Raw genomic sequence first — 23,957 nt, 5'->3', positions numbered from 1 at the left:
GAGAATCGAACCGCTGAAGAGGCGAAAACACACTGCCTTTTCAGCTACTTCCACACTTCGATGAATTGAAGCGAACCGCGCATCAAAACCCTCAAAACCTTTGTAACTCATTGAATCTCAAAGGCTTTTCCGTTTCGACTGCGCCGGAAGTGGGGCGAATTATAGAGCCGTGGAATTTCCCGTCAACGCTTATTTTCACTTTTCTGTCATAAGCGTGGAAAACGGTATGGAAACCCCAGGTTTTGCGGTGTTCGAACTGGCCTCTTCGCGGCGGTGCGGCGATCCGACAAGCCCTGCTCCTACAGTCCTCTGTCGTTCCCCAATTTTGTATACGACGCAAACCTGTAGGAGCAGGGCTTGCCCGCGAAGAGGCCCTTGAGCCTTGCACCACCTATACGGACGCCATCGCCAGAAATGGCGCTTCTATATAGATAGAAGGGAGCAGGGCGCCTAGAGGACGCCCGCTTCACGCAATGCCGCGACCGCCTCCGGCGCCAGGCCCAACACCCGCTGCAACACCTCCAGCGTGTGCTCACCCAACAGAGGAGGGGCGTTGCGATACTCCACCGGCGTCGCGGACAACCGGATCGGACTCGCCACCTGCGGCACCACTCCCGCCAGCGGATGCGGCAACTCTACCGCCAGGCCACGGGCCTGCACCTGGGGATCGGCGAACACCTGCGACAGATCGTTGATCGGCCCGCATGGCACACCCGCCTGCTCCAACTGCGTCACCCACTCAACAGTAGTCTTGAACACCGTCGCCTGGCGAATCAACGGAATCAGCACCGCCCGGTTGGCCACCCGCAGCGTATTGGTCTTAAACCGTGGATCGTCCGCCCACTGCGGCTGACCCGCCACCTCGGCAAACTTGCGGAACTGTCCGTCATTGCCCACCGTCAGGATGAAATCACCATCAGCCGTCGGGAAGTCCTGATACGGCACGATATTCGGATGGGCATTACCCAGACGCTTGGGCGCCACTCCGGTGGTCAGGTAGTTCATGGCCTGGTTCGCCAGGCACGCCACCTGCACATCCAGCAACGCCATATCGATATGCTGGCCGCCGCCACCCTGATCGCGATGGGCCAGGGCCGCCAGAATCGCCACCGTCGAATACAACCCGGTCAGAATATCGGTCAGCGCCACCCCCACCTTCACCGGCCCGGCACCTTCATCCCCCTCGGGCCGACCGGTCAGGCTCATCAACCCACCCAGCCCCTGGATCATGAAGTCATAGCCGGCACGCTTGGCATAGGGTCCGGTCTGACCGAAGCCGGTGATCGAGCAATAGATCAGCTTCGGGTTGAGCGCCTTGAGCGACCCATAATCCAACCCATAAGCCGCCAAGCCACCCACCTTGAAGTTCTCGATCAGGATATCGGACTTGGCCGCCAGCTCCCGCACCAGGTGCTGCCCCTCGGGCTGGGTGAAATCGATGGTCACCGACTGCTTGTTACGGTTGGCCGACAGGTAATAAGCCGCCTCCGTGGTGTTCTCGCCGTAGGCGTCCTTAAGGAAGGGCGGACCCCAGGCGCGGGTATCGTCGCCATTACCCGGCCGCTCGACCTTGATCACCTCCGCCCCAAGGTCCGCCAGAATCTGGCCGGACCAGGGCCCGGCCAATACTCGCGACAAATCCAGCACTCGCAGATGCGATAGCGCGCCCATGAGCCAAGCTCCTTCTATTAATAGAACGCCTGGAGGCCGGTCTGCGCGCGCCCGAGGATCAGCGCATGGACGTCATGGGTCCCTTCATAGGTATTCACCACTTCCAGGTTCACCAGATGACGGGCGATCCCGAACTCGTCGGAGATGCCGTTGCCACCGAGCATGTCACGAGCCATACGGGCGATATCCAGGGACTTGCCGCAGGAATTGCGCTTCATGATCGAAGTGATTTCCACCGCCGCGGTACCTTCATCCTTCATCCGCCCCAGACGCAGGCAGCCCTGGAGGGCGAGGGTGATCTCGGTCTGCATATCGGCCAGCTTCTTCTGGATCAGTTGGGTCGCCGCCAATGGCCGGCCGAACTGTTGACGGTCCAGGGTGTACTGGCGAGCGGTGTGCCAACAGAACTCGGCGGCGCCCAGTGCCCCCCAGGAAATGCCATAACGCGCGGAGTTGAGGCAAGTGAACGGGCCTTTCAAGCCACGCACTTCAGGGAAGATGTTCTCTTCAGGGACAAACACGTTATCCATGACGATCTCACCGGTGATCGATGCCCGCAGGCCGACCTTGCCGTGAATCGCCGGAGCACTCAGCCCCTTCCAGCCTTTCTCGAGCACGAAACCACGGATATCCCCGGCATCGTCTTTGGCCCAGACCACGAATACATCGGCGATCGGGCTGTTGGTGATCCACATCTTGCTGCCGGTCAGGCTGTAGCCGCCGTCGACCTTGCGTGCACGACAGATCATCGCGCCCGGGTCGGAACCATGGTTCGGCTCGGTCAGACCAAAACAGCCAATCCATTCGCCGGAGGCCAGCTTCGGCAGGTACTTCTGCTTTTGTGCCTCGGTGCCGAACTCATTGATCGGCACCATTACCAGGGAAGACTGCACACTCATCATCGAGCGATAGCCCGAATCGACACGCTCGACTTCCCGGGCGATCAGGCCGTAGCTGACATAGTTCAGCCCGCTGCCACCGTACTCCACGGGAATGGTCGCACCCAACAGGCCGACTTCGCCCATTTCACGGAAGATCGCCGGGTCGGTCTTTTCATGACGGAAGGCTTCGAGCACCCGTGGCGCCAACTTGTCCTGGGCGAATTGCTCGGCCGTGTCGCGGATCATGCGCTCTTCTTCAGTGAGCTGTTGATCCAGCAGCAGGGGATCGATCCAGTTGAAGCTTGCCTTGGCGCCCATGGGTGAGTCCTCGTGAAGTCAGTGAAAAAGGTCTGGACTGATCCTAGGCGCCACCCAGCCATCCGGCAAACGAGGATTTCGCATACTGTTGTGCTAATTTCTCACTCCGAGAAGCTTTCAACCGCTATTTAGCATCATCTTTAGTGAGGTTGCCGTACATGCGCCGCAAAATCCCCAGTACCACCGCGCTGATCAGCTTCGAAGCCGCGGCCCGTCACGAGAGTTTTACCAAGGCCGCCCAGGAGCTCTCCCTCACTCAAGGTGCCATTTGCCGACAGATCGCCAGCCTGGAGGAGTTTCTTGGCGTCGAACTGTTCCGACGCTCCCGACGCGGCGTAAAGCTGACCGAAGCAGGGCTTTCCTACAGTCGGCGGGTTGCCACGCAACTGGACGCAGTGGAGCGCGACACGCTGTCGGTCATGGGGCAGCAGGGCGCCAACGTCATCGAACTGGCCGTAGTCCCGACCTTCGGCACCCAATGGCTGCTGCCCAGGCTCAAGGACTTCCAGCAGCAGCACCCGGAAGTCACCGTCAACCTGACCAACCGCACCCGACCGTTTCTTTTCGCCGATACCGACTTCGACGCCGCGATCTACTTCGGCGATGCCGACTGGTCGGGTACCGAGTCCCATCGGCTGATGGGCGAGAACCCCATGCCGGTGTGCAGCCCCAGCCTGCTGGGCAGCCAGCAAAGCCTCAGCGCCACGCGGATCGCCGAACTGCCGCTGCTGCAACAGACCACCCGGCCCTATGCCTGGCGCCAGTGGTTCAACGCCCAGGAGCTGAATGTGCCCCGCGACATGACAGGGCCGCGCTACGAGCTATTCTCCATGTTGGCCCAGGCCGCCATGCACGAGATGGGCGTCGCGCTGATTCCACCCTTCCTGATCCAGCGGGAACTGGAAGAGCGGCGCCTGGTGATCGCCAACCCCAATGCGTTGTCCAGCATCAAGGCGTATTACCTGATGATTCCCGAGCGAAAGGTCGAATCGGCGTCCTTGCGCGCTTTTCGTGACTGGCTGATAAACCAGGCGCACGGCTATAGCCTCCTGTCTTCAAGGCCCACAGCAACTACCTGACCCTGTAGTCAATTACTCTTAACACCTACAGATATAACAATATGTCGCCTTTAGGCAGACTGTACCGATACCCGCAAATTTGGTACGAAAGTGCCTGCCAGCAAGGCTTGTAAGGCCTATTTCCGTCCAATACCGACTCATTCACGCCACCGATTCGAATTTTCTTCAATTCCATCCAGAATCCTTGTGAGCCCCCTGTATTATGGGCTCATGGCGTTTACCTGCGACATTTGGTCACAGCGTGACTTGTAGTTAATCTCGCGTCACCTTTCAGAATATCTTGAAGGGTGTGGTTTTCACCTGCAAAATGCCGCGCCCCGCCGACAAATCCGGCGGGATCGTGCTGATCGGCCGCTCCAGACGCACCATCCGCAGTGCGCTGGCCTCTTATAAAAAAGATCACGCAGGAGATTTGACGTGCACATTGGTGTTCCTCTCGAAACCCAGACGGGTGAAACCCGGGTTGCTGCAACCCCGGAAACCATCAAGAAGCTGATCGGCCAGGGTCATAAGGTCACTGTGCAAAGCGGCGCCGGGCTTAACGCCAGCGTTGTCGACAGTGCCTATGAAGCGGCGGGGGCGGCCATTGGCAACGCCAACGACGCCTTTGGCGCCGAGCTGATCCTCAAGGTGGTGGCGCCCAGCGACAGCGAACTGACGCTGATCAAGCGCGGCACCGTCCTGGTGGGCATGCTCAATCCGTTCAACAACGAAACCCTCGCCAAGCTCGCCGAACACGGCATCACCGCCTTTGCCCTGGAGGCCGCGCCACGCACCTCCCGCGCCCAGAGCCTGGATGTGCTGTCGTCCCAGGCCAACATTGCCGGCTACAAGGCAGTGTTGCTGGCGGCCCATCACTACCCGCGCTTCATGCCAATGCTGATGACCGCGGCGGGTACCGTGAAGGCCGCGCGCGTGCTGATCCTCGGGGCCGGTGTCGCCGGCTTGCAGGCCATCGCCACCGCCAAGCGCCTGGGTGCGGTGATCGAAGCCTCGGATGTGCGCCCTGCAGTGAAGGAACAGATCGAATCCCTCGGCGCCAAGTTCGTCGACGTGCCCTATGAGACCGATGAAGAACGCGAATGCGCGGTCGGCGTCGGCGGTTATGCCCGGCCGATGCCCGCCAGCTGGATGCAGCGCCAGGCCCTGGCGGTGCACGAGCGCGCCAAGCAGGCCGATATCGTCATCACCACCGCGCTGATCCCGGGTCGCAAGGCGCCAGTGCTGCTGAGCGCCGAGACCGTCGCGCAGATGAAGCCCGGCTCGGTGGTCATCGACCTCGCGGCAGCGCAAGGCGGCAACTGCCCGCTAACCGTGGCGGACCAGGTGGTGGTCGAAAATGGCGTGACCATTTGTGGCCCGACCAACCTGGCCGGCGCAGTCGCGGCGGATGCTTCGGCACTCTATGCGCGCAACCTGCTGGACTTCCTCAAGCTGGTCTTCAACAAGGAAGGCCAATTCGAAGTGAACCTCGAAGACGACATCGTCGCCGCGTGCCTGATGTGCCGCGACGGCCAAGTCATCCGCAAAAACGCCTAAGCAGGGATTCAGACGATGGAAGAGCTTATCTCCCCCGGTATCTACAACCTGATCATCTTCGTGCTGGCGATTTATGTCGGTTACCACGTGGTCTGGAACGTTACACCTGCGCTGCACACGCCCTTGATGGCGGTGACCAACGCGATCTCGGCGATCGTCATCGTCGGCGCCATGCTGGCCGCCGCCCTGACCGTGACCCCGCTGGGCAAGACCATGGGCACCCTGGCCGTCGCGCTGGCGGCGGTCAATGTGTTCGGTGGCTTCCTGGTGACCCGCCGCATGCTTGAGATGTTCAAGAAAAAAGCCCCGAAAGCGGTAAAAGAAGAGGCGCCCAAGTAATGAGCATGAATCTCGTCACGACGCTCTACCTGATCGCGTCGATCTGCTTTATCCAGGCCCTCAAGGGCTTGTCGCACCCGACCACGTCAAGGCGCGGCAATCTGTTCGGCATGCTCGGCATGGCCCTGGCGATCCTCACCACCATCGGCCTCATCTATAAGCTGGGTGCCGAGCTTGCCACGGCCGGCATCGGCTACGTCATCGTCGGCCTGCTGATCGGCGGCACCGCCGGTTCGATCATGGCCAAGCGGGTCGAGATGACCAAGATGCCGGAACTGGTCGCCTTCATGCACAGCATGATCGGCCTGGCGGCGGTGTTTATCGCCATCGCCGCGGTGGTCGAGCCGCAATCCCTGGGTATCGTCAAACAGCTGGGGGATTCGATCCCGCCGGGCAATCGCCTGGAGCTGTTCCTCGGTGCCGCGATCGGTGCTATTACCTTCTCCGGTTCCGTGATCGCCTTCGGCAAGCTGTCGGGCAAGTACAAGTTCCGCCTGTTCCAGGGCGCACCGGTACAGTTTGGCGGGCAGCATAAACTGAACCTGCTGCTGGGCCTGGCCACCCTCGGCCTCGGCCTGACCTTTATGCTCACCGGCAACCTCAATGCCTTCGCCCTGATGCTGGCCCTGGCCTTCGTCCTCGGCGTGCTGATCATCATCCCCATCGGCGGCGCCGACATGCCGGTGGTGGTGTCGATGCTCAACAGCTACTCCGGCTGGGCCGCGGCGGGGATCGGCTTCTCGCTGAACAACTCGATGCTGATCATCGCCGGCTCCCTGGTGGGCTCAAGCGGTGCGATCCTCTCGTACATCATGTGCAAGGCGATGAACCGTTCCTTCTTTAATGTACTGCTCGGCGGTTTCGGCAACACGGCCGACGCTGGCCCGGCTGGCGCGAAAGAAGCGCGTCCGGTGAAATCCGGTTCGGCTGACGACGCGACCTTCCTGCTGACCAACGCCGACACCGTGATCATCGTACCGGGTTACGGCTTGGCAGTAGCCCGCGCGCAGCATGCTTTGAAAGAGCTGACCGAGAAGCTGACCCACCGTGGCGTGACCGTGAAGTACGCGATTCACCCGGTGGCTGGTCGCATGCCTGGCCACATGAACGTCCTGCTCGCCGAGGCCGAAGTGCCTTACGACCAGGTGTTCGAGATGGAAGACATCAACTCCGAGTTCGGCCAGGCCGACGTGGTGCTGGTGCTCGGTGCCAACGACGTGGTCAACCCGGCGGCGAAGAACGATCCGAAATCGCCGATTGCCGGCATGCCGATTCTCGAGGCCTTCAAGGCCAAGACCATCATCGTCAACAAGCGCTCCATGGCCAGCGGTTATGCCGGTCTGGACAACGAACTGTTCTACCTCGACAAGACCATGATGGTCTTCGGCGATGCGAAGAAGGTCATCGAGGACATGGTCAAGGCTGTCGAGTAAAAGCTTGCGCTAACGCAATATCAAAAACCCCGGCCTCCCGTAGGCTGGGGTTTTTCTTTGTCCGCAAAAAACCGACCAAAGGCGCTGAATCCTCAATCGGCATTCGACCTTGGTCGCGCGGCGAAACTTTTTGAAACCTCTAGACTGCGCATCTTGCTTCCGTTGCCTGAGATAACACGCCATGTACCGTGATCGTATTCGCTTGCCTTCGTTGTTGGACAAGGTCATGGGCGCAGCCGACGCTGCCGCCCTGATTCAGGACGGCATGACCGTCGGCATGAGCGGCTTCACCCGCGCCGGTGAAGCCAAGGCCGTGCCCCATGCACTGGCCGAGCGCGCCAAGACGTCGCCGCTGAAAATCACCCTGATGACCGGTGCCAGCCTGGGCAACGACCTCGATAAACAGCTCACCGAAGCCGGCGTGCTGTCGCGCCGTATGCCATTCCAGGTGGACAGCACCCTGCGCAAGGCGATCAACGCCGGCGAAGTGATGTTTATCGACCAGCACCTGTCGGAAACCGTCGAGCAACTGCGCAACAAGCAGCTCAAGCTGCCGGACCTGGCGGTGATCGAAGCCGTGGCCATCACCGAAGAGGGGCATATCGTGCCGACCACTTCGGTGGGCAACTCGGCCAGCTTCGCGATCTTTGCCAAGCAGGTGATCGTCGAGATCAACCTGGCGCACAATCCGAACCTGGAAGGCCTGCACGACATCTATATCCCCAGCTACCGACCGACCCGCACGCCGATCCCGCTGGTAAAGGTCGACGACCGCATCGGTAGCACCGCGATCCCGATCGACCCGGCCAAGATCGTTGCCATCGTGATCACCAACCAGCCCGACTCGCCGTCCACCGTCACCCCGCCAGACGACGACACCCAGGCCATTGCCAGTCACCTGATCGCCTTCCTGAAGGAAGAAGTGGCCGACGGGCGCATGACCAACAAGCTCGGCCCGCTGCAGGCCGGGATCGGTAACATCGCCAACGCGGTGATGTGCGGGCTGATCGACTCGCCGTTCGAAGACCTGACCATGTACTCCGAAGTGCTGCAGGACTCGACCTTCGACCTGATCGACGCCGGCAAGCTGTCCTTCGCCTCCGGCAGCTCGATCACCTTGTCGAGCCGGCGCAACAGCGATGTGTTCGGCAACCTGGAACACTATAAAGACAAGCTGGTACTGCGCCCGCAGGAAATCTCCAACCACCCGGAAGTGGTGCGGCGCCTGGGCATCATCGCCATCAACACCGCCCTGGAGTTCGACCTGTACGGCAACGTCAACTCCACCCACGTCTGCGGTACGCGGATGATGAACGGCATCGGCGGCTCCGGCGACTTCGCCCGCAACGCGCACCTGGCGATCTTCGTCACCAAGTCCATTGCCAAGGGCGGGGCCATTTCCAGCGTGGTGCCCATGGTCAGCCACGTCGACCACACCGAGCATGACGTGGATATCCTCGTCACCGAAATCGGCCTGGCCGACCTGCGCGGCCTGGCGCCACGGGAACGGGCGAGGGTGGTGATCGACAACTGTGTGCATCCGGACTACCGCGAAGCCCTGAACAGTTACTTCAATCGTGCCTGTGCCCTGGGCGGTCACACCCCACACATCCTCCGTGAAGCACTGAGTTGGCACATCAACCTGGACGAAACCGGGAAGATGCTGCCGAGCTGATTGATACAGTTGGGCGCTGACGCAAACACAGTTTCGTCAGCCCCTCTGCATTTCTCGGCAATGTGAGAAAAACTGTACTGCTGTACCGGTCATTTCCCACCTTGAATCACCTCGGATCTCCCTCGGCCAGACGAAAATGCACCATTTAGAGGCAGACAGGTACAGTTGCCTCAGTTTCGAGCAGTACAGCACCCTTAAACAGTTAACTGAGCCCTCACAATACAGATGAACTGTATCTACAGAGACTAGGCAAAGAGGAGGATCATTGGCATCAGTTAAACCACTACCTAATCCCGCCACAAGCGGAAGGATGCTAATCATGGAACGTACACTCAGTTCCGACATGTTCTACGAAAACACCGCTACTGACGCTCAAGCTTCGATGCCTCTGCGCGTTCTCGCCAACCTGATGTTGTGGCAGCGCCGCATTGCCAGCCGCCATCAACTGGCTCGCCTGGATTCGCGTCTGCTGGCCGATGCCGGGATCAGCGAAGCACAGCGTTACGAAGAGTTGAGCAAGCCGTTCTGGCGCTAAGCAGCGCTCGCTGGCCCTGACCCACCGGGTCCACCGCCAGCACCCGAATTGAAAAAACAGAGCCCGTCGCGGGAAACCGCGACGGGCTTTGTCGTTTCCGGCAAGTGGATTTCAGGAAAAGGCGCGAGAAAACACCAGACAGGTACAGTTATATAGATATAAAAATATACCAGTACACTTTTGCTCAACCTGAACGAACGCCTCTAAACCGCGGATCAGCCGACGAAACTCGCTTTCAGCAGGCAGGGAACTCTGTCTAATATCGCGGTCTTAGGTAGCCAGCAGCGCGGAATGTGCGTCTGAGGTTTATCGTCCATTGTGTTCGAGTGGCGGCCTTTATCCGCTGCCACTGTTCCTCTTCATCCCCCTGGAGATTCACCATGTCCCGCCTTCGCCTGCTGAGTGCCGCCGCCCTGTTGACCCTGGCCAGCGCCGCCCATGCCAGCAGCTTTATTGTCACCACCGACTCGTTGGTCGGCGCCCTCAAGGCCACTTCCGACGCCTCGTCCGATGCCACCTCGTCGTTGCGCGACAACAAGATCGTGCGTGCGGCCCAGGATGACGCCGCCAGCTTCGTCGCCAGCAATGGCCAGATCCGCAGCGTGAAGCTGGAAAGCGCCTTCGACACCATCCGTCGCCAGGCCCCGCAATTGCAGGCCAGCGATGCACAGTTGGCCCAGGCGATCCTGGCCATCTGAAACCCTGGCGCATGGGCCGTGGATTCCGCTAGCCTGGGCGCTCGCTCAATAAGACATAGAGACCCATGCGCTCACTCACCTTATTGCTCATAGCGCTCGCCTGGATCAGCCAGGCCCAGGCCTTCGACCTGACCACCCAGACCCTGGTCGGCAGCGGTTATGTCACCAGCCAAGTGACCACCGCGCCCTTCGACCGTAAACTGATACTGGCCGCCCAGGATGACGCAGCCGCTTTTGTAGCCAGCGATGGCCAACTGCGCGGCGCGCAACTGGAGTCGGCCCTGGCGTACCTGCGCCGAACCCAGCCAAAACTTCATGCCAGCGACCTTGAACTGGCCCAGGCAATTCTCGTCCAATAGTCACTTTGCATTCCCGGAGACCTTTACATGCGTACCCCCCTGATCGCCGCCGCACTCGGCCTGCTGTTGCTGACCGACGTGGCTTCGGCGCACACCCTGGTGGCTACCAGCAATATGCTTGTACGGGCCACGGGCCGTACCCTCGACTTCACCTCGGACACCACCACCTCGATCCGCGACTCGAAAGTGGTCCGGGAAGCCCACGACGACGCCGCCAGTTTCGTCGCCAGCCAGGGCGATATCCGTGGGGCCCACCTGGAAGCCGCCTTTGCCGCCTTGCGTACTGAAGTGCCAGGCGCCCGTGACGCCAGCGATCAAGACCTCGCCGAAGCCATTCTCGCCCTGTGAGATTACTCACCGGCGGGCTGCTGGCCTGCGCCCTGTTGCTGTTCGGCAACGCGGCCCAGGCCAGCCTGCAATTGCACCTCAAGACCGAAGGTCTGAGCCCGGCCGAGCAACAGGCCAGCCAAGTGTTGATCGATGAGGCCATGGCCCATCTGCCGCCGCGTTTTATCGAACAGCTGGACCGCAGCATTGATTTTGTCTGGTCGACCCAGATGCCGGACAACGCCTACGGCGAGGCCTCATTGGTCTCCGAAGTGGACCTCAATCGCAGGCTGTTGCCCGGCCTGGTGGACGGTTCGGCCGCGACGAAAAAAACCAATCGGTCCCACGGCACCGTGCGCGAGGAAATGCTCGCCACCGTTCTTCACGAACTGACCCATATTTATGACCGCGCCCGCTTGTGGCCCGACGCCGAACGGACGCTGATCCAGCGCTGCACCCAGCGTGACAGCAATACCGGCCTGGTCGGCCTGCCCGATCAATGCCGGGGCCAGACCGGCCGACGCTTTACCCTCAGCGACGACCCGCGCCTGCTCGACCTCGCCGGCTGGCCACAAGTGGTCGGCACCCGTGGCCAGCGGGAACAGCGCAACAGCCAGGTCGTGCGCAGCCCGGATATCTACGAGACCACCAATCCCAAGGAGTTCGTCGCGGTCAATATGGAGTACTTCCTCCTCGACCCGGCCTACGCCTGTCGCCGTCCGGCACTGTATCGCTACTACCAGGAACGCTTCGGTTGGGCGCCACCGGCCAAGGACAGCTGCGACCGGGCGTTCCCGTTCCTCAACGCCGGCAATGACTTCGGCAAGACGCCCCTGGGCAAGATCGACCCCGAGCGGGTCTACGAAGTCGACTACCTGCTGGCCGAAGCCAACCAGAACTGGGTCAGCCGCTGGGGCCACAGCATGCTGCGCCTGGTGATCTGTGCCCCGGGCCGGCCACGGGGGCCGGATTGCCGGCTGGACCTGGACCAGCACCTGGTGCTGTCCTATCGCGCTTTCGTCAACGACGTCCAGCTTTCGACCTGGGGTGGGCTGAACGGGGCCTATCCGTCGCGGCTGTTCGTCTTGCCGCTGTCCCAGGTGATCGACGAATACACCAAGACCGAACTGCGCAGCCTGGCCTCGGTGCCGCTGAAGCTGTCGCGCAAGGAAATCGAGGAAGTGGTCGAGCACGCCGCCGAAATGCACTGGAGCTACGACGGCAACTACTACTTCATCAGCAACAACTGCGCGGTGGAGACCTTGAAGCTGTTGCGCAGCGGCAGCGACAACGCCCAGCTCAAGGGCCTGGACAGCATTGTCCCCAATGGTTTGCTGGAGGTACTCAAGGGCCGTGGCCTGGCCGACACCAGCGTGCTCGACGATCCCCGTGAGGCCTTGCGCCTGGGTTACCGCTTCGACTCCTACCGGGATCGCTACCAGGCCATGTTCGATGTCTTGAGAAAACAGTTGCCGATCAAGCAGGAAACCGTCGAGGACTGGTTGTCGCAGCCCGCCGAAGCGCGCCGCCCATGGTTTGCCCAGGCCAACCTGCGGGCCAGCGCGGCCATGCTGCTGCTGGAGCAGGCGAGCTTCCGGCGACAGTTGCTGCTGGCCCAGGACGAGGTGAAACAGAAGTACCTCGGTGCCCGCGACATCAAGCTCAAGGACAACGACATGGACAAGGCCAACCGTACCTTGCAGGAGATCCTCGCCAACAGCGGTTACCTCAGTCGTCCGGCGGAATTGCTCGGCAGCAGCGGCTATGGTTTGCCACAACCGTCCGAGTGGAAGCGCCTGGAAGCCGAGAGCAGCCAGCGCCAGCAGCAACTGCAGCGCCTGACCGGCGACCTCGACAAGGAGATCCGCAAGTTGCTGGACCCGGCCCGGGAAGCGCAGATCGAGGCCAGCGAAGCCAACCTGAAGATCGTCGGCGAACACCTGCGGGCGCTGCACAAGGCGGCGGGTGGGTTGGAACTGCCTTGAGGGTTAGGCCATCGTTACGCGATCAAACCAATATCGCGGGCTTTGATATCGTTAATGACAGATACCAACAATTCGATACTTATCCCAGCGCCAGCTTCACCTCCTGCTCGTAAAGCCTGACGGAAGGGAACTTGACAGCGTCAGGAGACAGCCTAGGCTCAACAGCATCGCTCTAGGTACGCCCTCCCACTGAAGGCGCATGAAGTAAACCACGAACGTTGAAAGCCCGGTGCGACCCAAGCACTTCCTTTCAATATCTGTGGATGCGGGATGTCTCGGCAAGAGAACGAGAGAGTCAGATCGGGCAGCAGTAATGACTTCCATATTCTGAGAGTTGGAGCTGCCCACAACAGTATTGATCTCATAGAGCGAAACAGGGCTGTTGATATCGCCAACGTAGGTGATATGCCAGTCCTTCTTGCAGAGGCTTGAGTTCAGTCAACGTATAATACGCGTCAAGAAACTCAGTGCCTCAATCGCCTACATTGAGGACACAAAAAATGAAAAAAGAAACTCCGGTTATTGCATCGGCCCAAATGCCATTTTCTATTGAGCATGAAGGTGATCTGCACCTTACACTCTCCCCGGTCTTGTATTTAAAAGCCGGACTGGGAGAACCCTTTGAGTACCGAAAAACAAACAGCACCAGTCTTAGCGGAGGGCGCTATTATACAGATGTCCGCACCAACGATTATGGGCAACAATATGGATACACCACCGCGTCTCATGAGTTACAGTTCAAGAGTTCATCTACTGACTATCACTTCAACGCATTCAAATTCGGAAATCAAGTAACTTACTCAACCACTTCTCCTGGCGCTGCCCTCAGAACTTTTCATTGGATCTTCGAAGATTTCCAAACCAGCATTGGTCTTGAGGTGCATGAACTGGAAACTCATGCGGATCACAAAAAAGAAGAAACCGATACTTGGTGCCGGGTACAGATTAATGATCAGGTCATTCAATATTCTTCTGCTGATACTCTACGCCCCGCCCCTAAAAAAAAGGTCTCACACGTAATTATTAGTGAAAAGGATAAATTCTCCATCCTGTCCAATGTTAATGTTTATTTTTCAGGTTGCGATGTATACAGAGCCCTTCCTTCTGGTCAAGTAATCATGGTTGACCGCCACGGTAATGGCTTCCCCAGTCTGGCCTCCGAATACTACCTCACACCTGGCAAAGGTTATCCTACCCGATTAACAACCCTGACAATCAAAGATGGCTTTTCGGATGCAACCGCTGTCATCGAGTTCGATTACGATGCCTCCAAAAAACAGGTGACCATGACGATAAAATCATTTACGAGCAGACTGTGTGATATCCGAGACGCTTCATACATTATTGATGCTCCCAATGCGATTTGTTTTGCGCTATAGAGCTGCCTGGACTTTTTATGATGTCGGCTGAAAGCCTTATGATTATTGTCTCTTCGGGGGGTGACAGTGGCTTTTGCCGGCATCGCATGTTCGATTGGTGTGATGGCCAGCAGACCGTTTATGTCGTAGGGCCGGCCCGCAATGCGGGCCTGCAACAACTGGCGGCACCGGCCATGCAAGTCGTGACCGGTGCCTACCAGCAAACCGGGCCAGAGCTGACTTGACCCTCCCCCCCTATCTCCATATCCTCGCAGCTGTCACGACACATTCGTGATCGGATTTGACGGTCCGGTTTCTAACGAGATACGACGCACCCCTTGTACCGCCGCGTGGGCACCTCCGTGCCTGTTGCATGGCTTTATGGCGGCTGTGCGTGGGGCATCTTCGGGTGCGCCGGGTTTTCTCGTTTCCGGTCCGTCAACCTACGCACAGTTGCCACCCGTTCGTTTGACGGCGTCTGGTGGTAGCCCAAAACGAGAATCTGAATGATGAAAAAGCCTACCAGCCACAAAGTCCCTTTCGGTCGCTACAACGAAACCAACGCAACACTTTTTAGTGTCAATGCCGACGTCCCCCTGATCCATCTGCTGGAAAACGCATCCATCGCCCTCGACTGCTCTTGCGCACTAAACGAAGAGTTGGCCTATGGGGACAATCCCCATCGTCGCTCCTTGCGATGGACTGCTCTTCAGCTGGACGAAATGGCCAAGGCCCTGATCGACGCCGCAGTGCTCGGGGTGCTTGCTGATCAATCCCCAGTGGTTGAACAAACGCACTGATTACCCGAGAAATCAGGAACAGGTCGTATTACGCCGATACGACCTGCCTGTCGTCCAATTTTCAGCAACGAAAGCTGGCTGAAAGCTTGCCCCTTTAGCATCACCTCACCGCCGGCACCAGACCGGTCGGCCGTGGCGCGTCTTGAACACGCCCCGTGGCCCAATCACAACAACAAGATGGTGATACCGATGTCCGCTAAGACCCGCCTGTTCGCTGCAACTCCGTTCGTCCCTTTCGCGCCGCTCGCCCAGCACTGACCCCAGTCGCTTCGCCCTTCCCCTGCCGCGTTACGCCCGGAGCCTCCCCATGCTGACTTTCCTTGGCTTTGCCATGGTCATTACCTTCATGTACCTGATCATGACCAAGCGCCTGTCCGCGCTGATCGCCCTGATCATCGTCCCCATCGTCTTCGCCCTGTTCGGCGGTTTTGCCGCAGGCATCGGCAAGATGATGATCGACGGCATCACCAAGCTCGCGCCCACCGGCGTGATGCTGATGTTCGCCATCCTGTATTTCGCCCTGATGATCGACTCCGGCCTGTTCGACCCGGCCGTGTGCAAGATCCTCAAGCTGGTCAAGGGCGATCCGCTGAAAGTCTCGGTGGGCACCGCCGTGCTGGCCCTGGTGGTGTCCCTCGATGGGGACGGAGCCACCACCTATATGATCTGCGTCGCCGCCATGCTGCCGCTGTACAGCCGCATCGGCATGAGCCCGCGGATCATGGCCGGGCTGATCATCCTCGCCGGCGGGGTGATGAACATGACCCCCTGGGGCGGACCGACCGCTCGTGCCGCCAGCGCGCTGCACGTCGATCCCTCGGATATCTTCGTGCCGATGATCCCGGCCATGCTCGCCGGGGTCCTGGCGATCCTGGTCATCGCCTATTTTTATGGCCTGCGCGAACGGGCACGCCTGGGCGAGCTGCATGTTGTCGGCGATGAAGTCGACCACAGCGAAATCAGCGTCTCGCAATACCCGGATGCCCGCCGGCCGAAACTGATCCTGTTCAACGGCGCCCTGACCATCGCCCTGATGGGCGCGCTGATCGCCGGCCTGCTGCCGTTGCCGGTGCTGTTCATGGTGGCGTTCAGTATTGCCATGATCGTCAACTACCCGTGCCTGCAACAGCAGAAGGAGCGCATCGCCGCCCACGCCGGCAGTGTGCTGGCAGTGGTCGGGCTGATCTTCGCCGCCGGGATCTTCACCGGTATCCTGTCCGGCACCGGCATGGTCGACGCCATGTCCAAGAGCCTGCTGGCGGTGATCCCGCCGGCGCTCGGCCCTTACCTGGCGCCGATTACCGCGCTGGTGAGCATGCCGTTCACCTTTTTCATGTCCAATGACGCCTTCTACTATGGCGTGCTGCCGGTACTGGCCGAAGCCGCCAGCCACTACGGCATCAGTGCGGTGGAAATGGCCCGTGCCTCGATCGTCGGCCAGCCCGTCCACCTGTTGAGCCCGCTGGTGCCCTCGACCTACCTGCTGGTGGCCCTGGCCGGTATCGAGTTCGGCGATCACCAGCGCTTCACCCTCAAGTGGGCGGTGCTGGTGTGCCTGTGCATATTGCTGGCCGCCTTGTTGCTGGGGACCTTTCCGTTGTACGGCAGTCTATAAGGCAATGATTCACTGTCGTGTCGGCGCACGGACTTCAGAAGCTGAAGCCTGGCGCCGATACGGCTCAAATACTCGTTCAAAGGAATAGATATGGATTGGCTGACCAACCCGGAAATCTGGGTGGCCTTTTTCACCCTGACCGCCCTGGAGATTGTCCTGGGCATCGACAACATCATCATGATCTCGATCCTGGTCAGCCGCATGCCCCGGCACATGCAGCAGCGCACACGGATCTTCGGCCTGGCCCTGGCGATGGTCACGCGGATCCTGCTGTTGCTGTCGATCACCTGGGTCATGCGCCTGACCGACGACCTGTTCGTGGTCTTCGGCCAGGGTATTTCCGGGCGTGACCTGATCCTGTTCTTCGGTGGCCTGTTCCTGCTGTGGAAAAGCTCCCAGGAGATCTACCACGGCATGGAAGGCGAGGAAGAAGCCGGCGAAGGGCCGAAAGGCAAGGGCGGCAACTTCCTCTACACCATCATCCAGATCGCCATTATCGACATCGTGTTCTCCCTCGACTCGGTGATTACCGCCGTGGGCATGGTTTCCCATGTGCCGGTGATGATCGCGGCGATCGTGGTGGCGGTACTGGTGATGATGCTGGCCTCGAAGACCATCGGCGACTTTATCGACAAGCACCCGTCGCTGAAGATGCTCGCGCTGTCGTTCCTGATCGTGGTCGGCACCGTGCTGATCGCCGAAGCCTTCGACGTGCATGTGCCCAAGGGCTATGTCTACTTCGCCATGGCCTTCTCCCTGGCGGTGGAAGCGATCAACATCAAGATGCGTACCGCTATGCAGAAAAAGAAGCAGGAACACGAAGCCGGGGAACGACACAAGGATGTGGCCGGTCAATAACCCTGAACGGTGGGGGCCGGCAACCGGTTCCCACGACGCCTTATGGAAATATGACATTTTTGTTTCAGGTCCGGCGCCGATCATGCGATGCTGGCGCTCGGCCAAATAGCCAACTACAGCTTAAGGACAAGTCGTAGAAAAAAGGCGAACCGTCACAATCCGAACTTGCCCCCATGGGGCACCCGTCATGCCAGGGGGCCGTCCATGCTGACCCTGCTCAATCTGCTTTCCGCCGTGACCCTGCTGATCTGGGGCACGCACATCGTCCGTACCGGCATCCTGCGGGTCTACGGTTCACACCTGCGCCACGTCATCGGCCGCAATATGTCCAGGCGCCCCCTGGCCTTTATCGCCGGGATCCTGGTCACCGCCATGGTCCAGAGCAGCAATGCCACCGCCATGCTGGTCACCTCCTTCGTCGGCCAGGGCCTGATGACGCTGACCCCGGCCCTGGCGGTGATGCTCGGCGCCGACGTCGGTACCGCGCTGATGGCCCGGGTGCTGACCTTCGACCTGTCCTGGCTGTCGCCGCTGCTGATCTTCCTCGGGGTGATCTTTTTCCTCTCGCGCAAGCAGACCCGCGCCGGCCAGCTCGGTCGCGTGGGCATCGGCCTGGGACTGATCATCCTCGCCCTGCAACTGATCGTCGAAGCCGCCGCGCCCATCACCCACGCCCAGGGGGTGAAGGTGATGTTCGCCTCCCTGACCGGCGATATCCTTCTCGATGCCCTGGTCGGCGCGCTGTTCGCGATGGTCTCCTATTCCAGTCTCGCCGCCGTGCTGCTGACCGCGACCCTGGCCGGCGCCGACGTGATCAGCCTGCCGGTGGCCATCGGCCTGGTGATCGGCGCGAACATCGGCAGCGGCGTGCTGGCCTTCCTCGGCACCAGCATGCAGAACGCCGCCGGCCGCCAGGTGGCCCTCGGCAGCCTGCTGTACAAGCTGATCGGCCTGCTGCTGATCATCCCGGCGCTGACCCCGCTGGCACACTGGCTCGACGGCCTCGAGTACAGCCCCCAGGAAATCGTGATCGGCTTCCACCTGCTCTACAACACCGCGCGCTGCGTCTTGCTGCTGCCCAGTGTCGGCCCGATGGCCCGGGTCTGTGCCTGGCTGCTGCCGGAACGGCCCGAGGTCAACGGCAAGGCCAAGCCCCGCCATCTCGACCCCGCGGCCCTCGACACACCGAGCCTGGCGCTGTCCAACGCCGTACGGGAAACCCTGCGCATCGGCGACCTGATCGACAGCATGCTCGACGCCATGCTCAATGTGCTCAACGGCAAGCAGACCGCCGTGGCCATCGAGATACGTCGTCTGTGCGACGACGTCGAGGTGCTTTGCAGCGCGGTCAAACTCTACCTGGCGCAGATGCCTCGGGAAGACCTCGGCGAACAGGACAGCCGGCGCTGGGCGGAAATCATTGAACTGGCGGTCAACCTGAAGCTGGCCGCCGACCTGATCGAGCAGATGCTGCGCAAGGTGCAGCGGCAGAAGACCTCGCAGCGCCGCTCGTTTTCCGAGGACGGCCTGGAGGAGCTCGCCGGGCTGCACCGGCAATTGATCGACAACCTGCGCCTGGGCCTCACGGTGTTCCTCGGTGCCGATCCTCAGACCGCCCGGCAACTGCTGCGGGAAAAGCGTCGTTTCCGCGCCCAGGAACGGCGCCTGGCCCACGCCCACGTCAGTCGCCTGCAGCGCGGCGTGGTGCAGAGCCTGGAAACCAGTTCGCTGCATCTGGAGCTGATTGCCGACATGAAACGCCTGAATTCGTTATTCTGCGGCAGCGCCTATGCGGTGCTGGAAACCACCGAGACCGGTGCCCTGGCCCCAGAAGAACTCGACGACATCAGCCAATCGTCTTGAACGTCCATGGTTGCACCGTTGTCTTTGCGTAGGACCCCGCCTTCGGAAAATGGTTATGCGTTGCCTGCTGTTCGCCTGCCTGCTGCTCAATACCCTGCACGCCGCCGCCCTCGATCGCTTCCAGGTCGAGGGTTATCAATTGCCCAACGGCCTGCAACTGCTGCTCAAACCCGGCAGCGAACGCGGCCACGTGGCGATCCGCCTGGTGGTGGGGGTCGGGTTCGACGATTTCTCCTGTGCCGACAAGGAACTGCCACACCTGCTCGAACACCTGTTGTTCAGTGGCGTCGACGCCAGCGGTGAAGGCGGCCTGGAAGAACGCATGCAGGCCCTGGGTGGCGAATGGAACGCCTACACCAGCAATGCCGACACCACCTTCGTGATCGAGGCCCCGGCCGCCAACCAGCGCAAGATTCTCGACCTGCTGCTGGAGATCCTCACCCGTACCGAGCTCAGCGACAACGCCATTGCCGCCGCCAAGCAGGTGGTGGAGCGCGAGGAGGGCGGCCATTACTCGCACTTGCAGCGCTGGCTGGACCACCAGGACTTCGGTCACAACGCCAGCAACCAGCTGGCGGTGGAGCTGGGACTCAAATGCGCCGAGCGCGCCGATGTCCAGCACCTGACCCGGGAGCAGTTGGAGGCCGTGCGCAAGAACTGGTACGCGCCGAACAATATGACCCTGATCATGGTCGGCGAGCTTGATCGCCTGCTCCCGGCCTACCTGGACCGGGCCTTCGGCGCCCTGGCGCCGATCGAGCCCAATGACCACCAGCCGCTGCCGGAAATCCATGACCAGGCCGCCGCCGCGCAACGCGACCTGCCACGCGGCTGGGTCGGCAACGGAGCGAAAATCCACTGGCTGTTTCCGGAGCCGGCCCTGGAAGGGCTGCCCGACGAAACCTTCGATCTGCTCAAGGACTATCTGGACTGGGCGCTGTATCGGCATTTGCGCCTGGACCACGGCCTGTCCTATGGGCCGTGGAGCGAACGCGAAGTGCTGGGCGGCGTCGGCTTCTTCAGCGTCAACGCCGATGTCGAACGCGATAATCTGGACGACGCCCGACAGGTGCTCGAAGCGCTCAGGGCCCGTCTGCTCAAGGACGGCCTCGACCCGGACACCTTCGCCCGCCTGCAACAAGCCGCCATTGCCCGCCAGGCCTGGGCGGTGCAGGGCAACAGTGCCCTGGCCGACTATTACTGGGGGGCGCTGGGCGACTACGAGGACGGCCATTTTGCCGACCCGGCCCAGGCCCTGCGGGCGGTGACGCTGGCGGATGCCAACCAGGCGCTGCGCCAGTTGTTCAAGCAGCCGGGCTACCTGCGGATCGAAAAACCGCTGCTCAGCGATGAACAGCTGATCGGCCTGGGCGCCGCCCTCGCGGGCTTGCTGCTGATCGGGCTGCTGGGTTGGCGGGCTTATCGACGCTAGACCGCGTTATCGTTCATCGCGAGCAAGCTTGCTCCTACAGGATTTGTGTCGTGCCCGGGCTTTGCGTACGACGCGAGTCCTGTAGGGGCATGGGGCCACCACAAACACGACTAATCGCGCCTGAAACGGTATTGTGTCGTGATCTTTCAACTGCCTGACTGTGAACTGCCGAATGCCGAACTGGACCCTGCATATCCAACGCCTCCTCGCACTGATGAAGCGTTATCCAGGGGTGATTGCGGCTTTCGGCTTCTGCTCCGGTATCGCCAGTTTCATCCTGGTTGATCGCCAGCAGAACTCCGCCAGCTGGATTGCGGTCATTCTGCTGGTGAGCTGGCTCTGGTTGATGCTGGAGAACGTCCTGACGCAGTTCTTCAGTCGCCTGTTCAAACACGATATCCCCGAGCCGCTGCTGCGCTATGCCACGCAGATGATCCACCAGCAAAGCCTGTCCTTTGTCCTGCCGTTCTTTTTCATTACCACCACCTGGAACAGCAGCCAGTTGCTGTTCACCGGGCTGCTCGGCGCGGCGGCGCTGGTCTCGATCATCGATCCGCTGTACTACAACTGGCTCTCGCCGAAACGCTGGCTGCTGCTGGGATTGCATACCCTGACGCTGTTCGCCGCGCTGCTCACCGCGCTGCCGATCATCCTGCACCTGACCACGCCCCAGAGCTACCAGCTGGCCCTGGGCATCGCCATGCTGTTGTCGATCCCGAGCCTGGCGGTGAGCCTGCCGCTGCGCAGCTTGCGCGGCTGGTTGATGCTGATCGGCGTGACCCTGGCGATTGGCGGCGCGGGCTGGTTCCTGCGCTCGTGGGTGCCGCCGGCGACCTTGTGGATGACCGAAGTCGCGGTGACCACCGAGCTACAGGACCGCACCCCGGGTGAGGGCCTGGAGCAAGTCAGCACCCAGCAGGTGCGCAAGGACGGGCTGTATGCCTACACCTCGATCAGTGCGCCGCGCGGGCTGGACGAGCGGATCTACCACGTCTGGCAGTTCAACGGCCGCGAAGTCGACCGCATCGCCCTGGATATCCATGGCGGGCGCAAGGAAGGTTATCGCGCCTGGTCGCACAAGCAGAACTTCCCGGCTGACCCCACCGGTGACTGGCAGGTGCGAGTACTGACCGAGGGCGGCCAGATGCTCGGCGTGCTGCGCTTCAAGGTGAGCGACTAGAGATCAGGGGCCAGATCGTGCTATTACAGAGGCCAGTATCAATGTCTGTTAAGCACGGAGCTTTCAATCATTAGCGCAACGGCCGGCACCGCCCACCTGGATACCTCGAGCAGTCCCGCGCGCCTGAGGATCAGTGGTGACTGGACGCTGGCCCATTACGCCAACCTGAAGCAGCGGGCCGCCCAATTGGTCGGCCAATACGACGCCAGCACCGATATCGACCTCAATGACCTCGGCGCCCTCGACACCGCCGGCGCGTCGTTGCTGGTGGAGCTGCTGGGGGCCGATCGCCTCGGACGTTCGGCCGAACACCCGGACTGCCGCATCAGTGCCGCCGACCGGGCCCTGCTGCACACCGTGTATTGCTCCCTGGCGGATTTCTGCGAACCGGTGCGCGAACCGGAAGAAGCGGCCGGCATCCAGTTGCTCGAACGCATTGGCAAAGCCGTCGATGCCGTCTGGCAAGACACCCTGCAACTGCTCGGGTTTGTCGGCCTGATCCTGGAGACCCTGGCGCGGGGGATTTTCAACCCACGGCGCTGGCGCATGACCGCGACCGTCGCCCATATCGAACAGACCGGCCTCGACGCCGCCCCGATCGTCGCCCTGCTGACCTTCCTGGTGGGCGCCGTGGTGGCCTTTCTCGGCGCCACGGTGCTGAAAAGCTTCGGCGCCAGTATCTTCACCGTCGACCTGGTGGCCTTCTCCTTCCTCCGTGAGTTCGGCGTACTGCTCACCGCCATCCTGATGGCCGGGCGCACCGCCAGCGCCTTTACCGCGCAGATCGGCTCGATGAAGGCCAACGAGGAGATCGACGCCATTCGCACCCTCGGCCTCGATCCCATGGAATTGCTGGTGCTGCCCCGGGTCCTGGCCCTGCTGATCGCCCTGCCGATGCTGACCTTCCTGGCGATGCTCTGCGGGATTGTCGGCGGCGGCGTGGTCTGCGCCTTGTCCCTGGGGATCTCGCCGGCGATGTTCCTGTCCCTGTTGCAGGCCGATATCGGCGTCCAGCATTTCCTCGTCGGCATGGTCAAGGCGCCGATCTTCGCCTTCCTGATCGCCGCCGTCGGTTGCCTGGAAGGTTTCAAGGTCAGCGGCAGTGCCGAGTCGGTCGGCGCCCACACCACCTCCAGCGTGGTCCAGTCGATCTTTATCGTGATCGTGCTGGATGCCGTTGCCGCGTTGTTCTTCATGGAGATGGGCTGGTGAGTCGACCGCCACGGGCGCCGAGCGAGGCGGTGATCGAAGTGCGCGGGCTGTGCAATCGCTTCGGCAGCCAGAGCGTCCACGAAAACCTTGACCTGGACCTCTACCGCGGCGAAATCCTCGCCGTGGTCGGCGGCTCCGGCAGTGGCAAGTCGGTGCTGCTGCGCAGTATCGTCGGCCTGCGCAAACCCAGCGAGGGCAGCGTACGGGTGTTCGGCCAGGACCTGCGCAGCCTCTCGGAACAGGCGCGTTCCCAGGTCGAACGGCGCTTCGGTGTGCTGTTCCAGAAAGGTGCGTTGTTTTCCTCCCTGACGGTCACCGAGAACGTCGCCCTGCCGCTGATCGAACACGCCGGCCTCAGTCGGCGCGATGCCGAACACCTGGCGGCGGTCAAGCTGGCCTTGGCCGGCCTGCCGCTGTCGGCCGCCAACAAATACCCGGCCTCGCTGTCCGGCGGCATGATCAAGCGCGCCGCCTTGGCCCGCGCCTTGGCGCTGGACCCGGACATCCTGTTTCTCGACGAACCCACCGCCGGCCTCGACCCCATCGGCGCGGCGGCCTTCGACCAACTGATCCTGACCCTGCGCGATGCCCTGGGCCTGAGTGTGTTCCTGGTCACCCACGACCTCGACACGCTCTACACCATCACCGACCGGGTCGCGGTGCTGGCGCAGAAACACGTACTGGTGGCCGATGCCATCGACCGGGTCGCCGAAACCGACGACCCGTGGATTCACGAATACTTCCATGGCCCGCGTGGCCGCGCCGCATTTGACGCGGTAACCCCGCACAAGGAGGGATGA

21 protein-coding genes and 1 pseudogene are annotated in these 23,957 nt (G+C 61.2%); 20 read left to right on the top strand and 2 right to left on the bottom strand.

The window, feature by feature from the left end:
- Positions 1-450: 450 nt before the first annotated feature.
- Complete coding sequence (locus M5C56_RS08280; RefSeq protein ID WP_103496305.1) at positions 451-1,671, bottom strand: CaiB/BaiF CoA-transferase family protein; 1,221 nt, start codon at positions 1,669-1,671, stop codon at positions 451-453.
- A 17-nt stretch (positions 1,672-1,688) separates the two neighbouring features.
- Positions 1,689-2,870 (bottom strand): acyl-CoA dehydrogenase, encoded by a 1,182-nt coding sequence (locus tag M5C56_RS08275; RefSeq protein ID WP_103496304.1) that lies wholly within the window; start codon positions 2,868-2,870, stop codon positions 1,689-1,691.
- 158 nt (positions 2,871-3,028) lie between these two features.
- Here M5C56_RS08275 and M5C56_RS08270 point away from each other — a divergent pair, with 158 nt between their 5' ends.
- The 20 genes and pseudogenes from M5C56_RS08270 (at position 3,029) to M5C56_RS08175 (ending at position 23,957) form a co-directional block, all read left to right on the top strand.
- On the top strand, positions 3,029-3,949 hold the full coding sequence (locus M5C56_RS08270; protein WP_103496303.1) for a LysR family transcriptional regulator: 921 nt from the start codon (positions 3,029-3,031) through the stop codon (positions 3,947-3,949).
- Between the two features lie 417 nt (positions 3,950-4,366).
- Positions 4,367-5,488, top strand: a complete 1,122-nt coding sequence (locus tag M5C56_RS08265) for a Re/Si-specific NAD(P)(+) transhydrogenase subunit alpha (protein WP_103496302.1) — start codon at positions 4,367-4,369, stop codon at positions 5,486-5,488.
- 15 nt (positions 5,489-5,503) lie between these two features.
- Positions 5,504-5,827 carry an NAD(P) transhydrogenase subunit alpha gene (locus tag M5C56_RS08260; protein ID WP_003187010.1) on the top strand — a complete coding sequence of 108 codons (324 nt, stop codon included), beginning with the start codon at positions 5,504-5,506 and terminating at the stop codon, positions 5,825-5,827.
- A complete protein-coding gene (locus tag M5C56_RS08255; RefSeq protein ID WP_103496301.1) occupies positions 5,827-7,260 on the top strand; it encodes an NAD(P)(+) transhydrogenase (Re/Si-specific) subunit beta in 1,434 nt (477 codons plus the stop codon). The genes M5C56_RS08260 and M5C56_RS08255 overlap by 1 nt, the downstream gene beginning before the upstream one ends.
- A gap of 181 nt (positions 7,261-7,441) precedes the next feature.
- Positions 7,442-8,935: an acetyl-CoA hydrolase/transferase family protein gene (locus M5C56_RS08250; protein ID WP_103496300.1), complete on the top strand. Its 1,494-nt coding sequence runs from the start codon at positions 7,442-7,444 to the stop codon at positions 8,933-8,935.
- Positions 8,936-9,254: 319 nt separating this feature from the next.
- Positions 9,255-9,470 (top strand): DUF1127 domain-containing protein, encoded by a 216-nt coding sequence (locus M5C56_RS08245; protein WP_100940038.1) that lies wholly within the window; start codon positions 9,255-9,257, stop codon positions 9,468-9,470.
- Positions 9,471-9,850: 380 nt separating this feature from the next.
- Entirely contained in the window at positions 9,851-10,168 is a 318-nt protein-coding gene (locus M5C56_RS08240) for a DUF2388 domain-containing protein (protein WP_103496299.1), read from the top strand.
- 65 nt (positions 10,169-10,233) lie between these two features.
- Entirely contained in the window at positions 10,234-10,527 is a 294-nt protein-coding gene (locus M5C56_RS08235; protein WP_103496298.1) for a DUF2388 domain-containing protein, read from the top strand.
- Between the two features lie 27 nt (positions 10,528-10,554).
- Positions 10,555-10,875 (top strand): DUF2388 domain-containing protein, encoded by a 321-nt coding sequence (locus tag M5C56_RS08230; protein WP_103496297.1) that lies wholly within the window; start codon positions 10,555-10,557, stop codon positions 10,873-10,875.
- Positions 10,872-12,839, top strand: a complete 1,968-nt coding sequence (locus M5C56_RS08225; RefSeq protein ID WP_103496296.1) for a DUF4105 domain-containing protein — start codon at positions 10,872-10,874, stop codon at positions 12,837-12,839. The genes M5C56_RS08230 and M5C56_RS08225 overlap by 4 nt, the downstream gene beginning before the upstream one ends.
- Positions 12,840-13,339: 500 nt before the next feature.
- Complete coding sequence (locus M5C56_RS08220; protein WP_247263087.1) at positions 13,340-14,218, top strand: hypothetical protein; 879 nt, start codon at positions 13,340-13,342, stop codon at positions 14,216-14,218.
- A 59-nt stretch (positions 14,219-14,277) separates the two neighbouring features.
- Positions 14,278-14,436: pseudogene (locus tag M5C56_RS08215) on the top strand (IS1380 family transposase); the annotation flags it as partial.
- Positions 14,437-14,703: 267 nt separating this feature from the next.
- Positions 14,704-14,997, top strand: a complete 294-nt coding sequence (locus M5C56_RS08210; RefSeq protein ID WP_103496294.1) for a DUF3077 domain-containing protein — start codon at positions 14,704-14,706, stop codon at positions 14,995-14,997.
- A 307-nt stretch (positions 14,998-15,304) separates the two neighbouring features.
- Positions 15,305-16,612: a CitMHS family transporter gene (locus tag M5C56_RS08205; protein WP_103496293.1), complete on the top strand. Its 1,308-nt coding sequence runs from the start codon at positions 15,305-15,307 to the stop codon at positions 16,610-16,612.
- Between the two features lie 90 nt (positions 16,613-16,702).
- The gene (locus M5C56_RS08200; protein WP_103496292.1) at positions 16,703-17,470 is read left to right on the top strand and encodes a TerC family protein; all 768 of its coding nucleotides are present in this window, start codon (positions 16,703-16,705) and stop codon (positions 17,468-17,470) included.
- Positions 17,471-17,674: 204 nt separating this feature from the next.
- Positions 17,675-19,333, top strand: a complete 1,659-nt coding sequence (locus M5C56_RS08195; protein WP_103496291.1) for a Na/Pi cotransporter family protein — start codon at positions 17,675-17,677, stop codon at positions 19,331-19,333.
- A gap of 55 nt (positions 19,334-19,388) precedes the next feature.
- Positions 19,389-20,765, top strand: a complete 1,377-nt coding sequence (locus M5C56_RS08190; RefSeq protein WP_103496290.1) for a pitrilysin family protein — start codon at positions 19,389-19,391, stop codon at positions 20,763-20,765.
- 172 nt (positions 20,766-20,937) lie between these two features.
- Positions 20,938-21,945: a DUF5924 family protein gene (locus tag M5C56_RS08185; protein WP_103496289.1), complete on the top strand. Its 1,008-nt coding sequence runs from the start codon at positions 20,938-20,940 to the stop codon at positions 21,943-21,945.
- A 66-nt stretch (positions 21,946-22,011) separates the two neighbouring features.
- Positions 22,012-23,157, top strand: a complete 1,146-nt coding sequence (locus M5C56_RS08180; RefSeq protein ID WP_103496288.1) for an ABC transporter permease — start codon at positions 22,012-22,014, stop codon at positions 23,155-23,157.
- Positions 23,154-23,957, top strand: a complete 804-nt coding sequence (locus tag M5C56_RS08175) for an ABC transporter ATP-binding protein (RefSeq protein WP_103496287.1) — start codon at positions 23,154-23,156, stop codon at positions 23,955-23,957. Before M5C56_RS08180 ends, M5C56_RS08175 begins: the two co-directional genes overlap by 4 nt.

Source organism: Pseudomonas sp. MWU13-2862 (assembly GCF_023242495.1).
In the GTDB taxonomy this organism is placed as follows: domain Bacteria; phylum Pseudomonadota; class Gammaproteobacteria; order Pseudomonadales; family Pseudomonadaceae; genus Aquipseudomonas; species Aquipseudomonas gingeri_D.
The sequence above is the reverse complement of the archived record's forward strand: the minus strand, read 5'-3'. Positions and strand labels throughout refer to the sequence as shown.

Coding starts and splice junctions, on each gene's coding strand:
- M5C56_RS08280 (WP_103496305.1), bottom strand. CDS start 1,671: ATGGGCGCGCTATCGCATCTGCGAGTGCTGGATTTGTCGCGAGTATTG.
- M5C56_RS08275 (WP_103496304.1), bottom strand. CDS start 2,870: ATGGGCGCCAAGGCAAGCTTCAACTGGATCGATCCCCTGCTGCTGGAT.
- M5C56_RS08270 (WP_103496303.1), top strand. CDS start 3,029: ATGCGCCGCAAAATCCCCAGTACCACCGCGCTGATCAGCTTCGAAGCC.
- M5C56_RS08260 (WP_003187010.1), top strand. CDS start 5,504: ATGGAAGAGCTTATCTCCCCCGGTATCTACAACCTGATCATCTTCGTG.
- M5C56_RS08255 (WP_103496301.1), top strand. CDS start 5,827: ATGAGCATGAATCTCGTCACGACGCTCTACCTGATCGCGTCGATCTGC.
- M5C56_RS08250 (WP_103496300.1), top strand. CDS start 7,442: ATGTACCGTGATCGTATTCGCTTGCCTTCGTTGTTGGACAAGGTCATG.
- M5C56_RS08245 (WP_100940038.1), top strand. CDS start 9,255: ATGGAACGTACACTCAGTTCCGACATGTTCTACGAAAACACCGCTACT.
- M5C56_RS08240 (WP_103496299.1), top strand. CDS start 9,851: ATGTCCCGCCTTCGCCTGCTGAGTGCCGCCGCCCTGTTGACCCTGGCC.
- M5C56_RS08235 (WP_103496298.1), top strand. CDS start 10,234: ATGCGCTCACTCACCTTATTGCTCATAGCGCTCGCCTGGATCAGCCAG.
- M5C56_RS08230 (WP_103496297.1), top strand. CDS start 10,555: ATGCGTACCCCCCTGATCGCCGCCGCACTCGGCCTGCTGTTGCTGACC.
- M5C56_RS08220 (WP_247263087.1), top strand. CDS start 13,340: ATGAAAAAAGAAACTCCGGTTATTGCATCGGCCCAAATGCCATTTTCT.
- M5C56_RS08210 (WP_103496294.1), top strand. CDS start 14,704: ATGATGAAAAAGCCTACCAGCCACAAAGTCCCTTTCGGTCGCTACAAC.
- M5C56_RS08205 (WP_103496293.1), top strand. CDS start 15,305: ATGCTGACTTTCCTTGGCTTTGCCATGGTCATTACCTTCATGTACCTG.
- M5C56_RS08200 (WP_103496292.1), top strand. CDS start 16,703: ATGGATTGGCTGACCAACCCGGAAATCTGGGTGGCCTTTTTCACCCTG.
- M5C56_RS08195 (WP_103496291.1), top strand. CDS start 17,675: ATGCTGACCCTGCTCAATCTGCTTTCCGCCGTGACCCTGCTGATCTGG.
- M5C56_RS08190 (WP_103496290.1), top strand. CDS start 19,389: ATGCGTTGCCTGCTGTTCGCCTGCCTGCTGCTCAATACCCTGCACGCC.
- M5C56_RS08185 (WP_103496289.1), top strand. CDS start 20,938: ATGCCGAACTGGACCCTGCATATCCAACGCCTCCTCGCACTGATGAAG.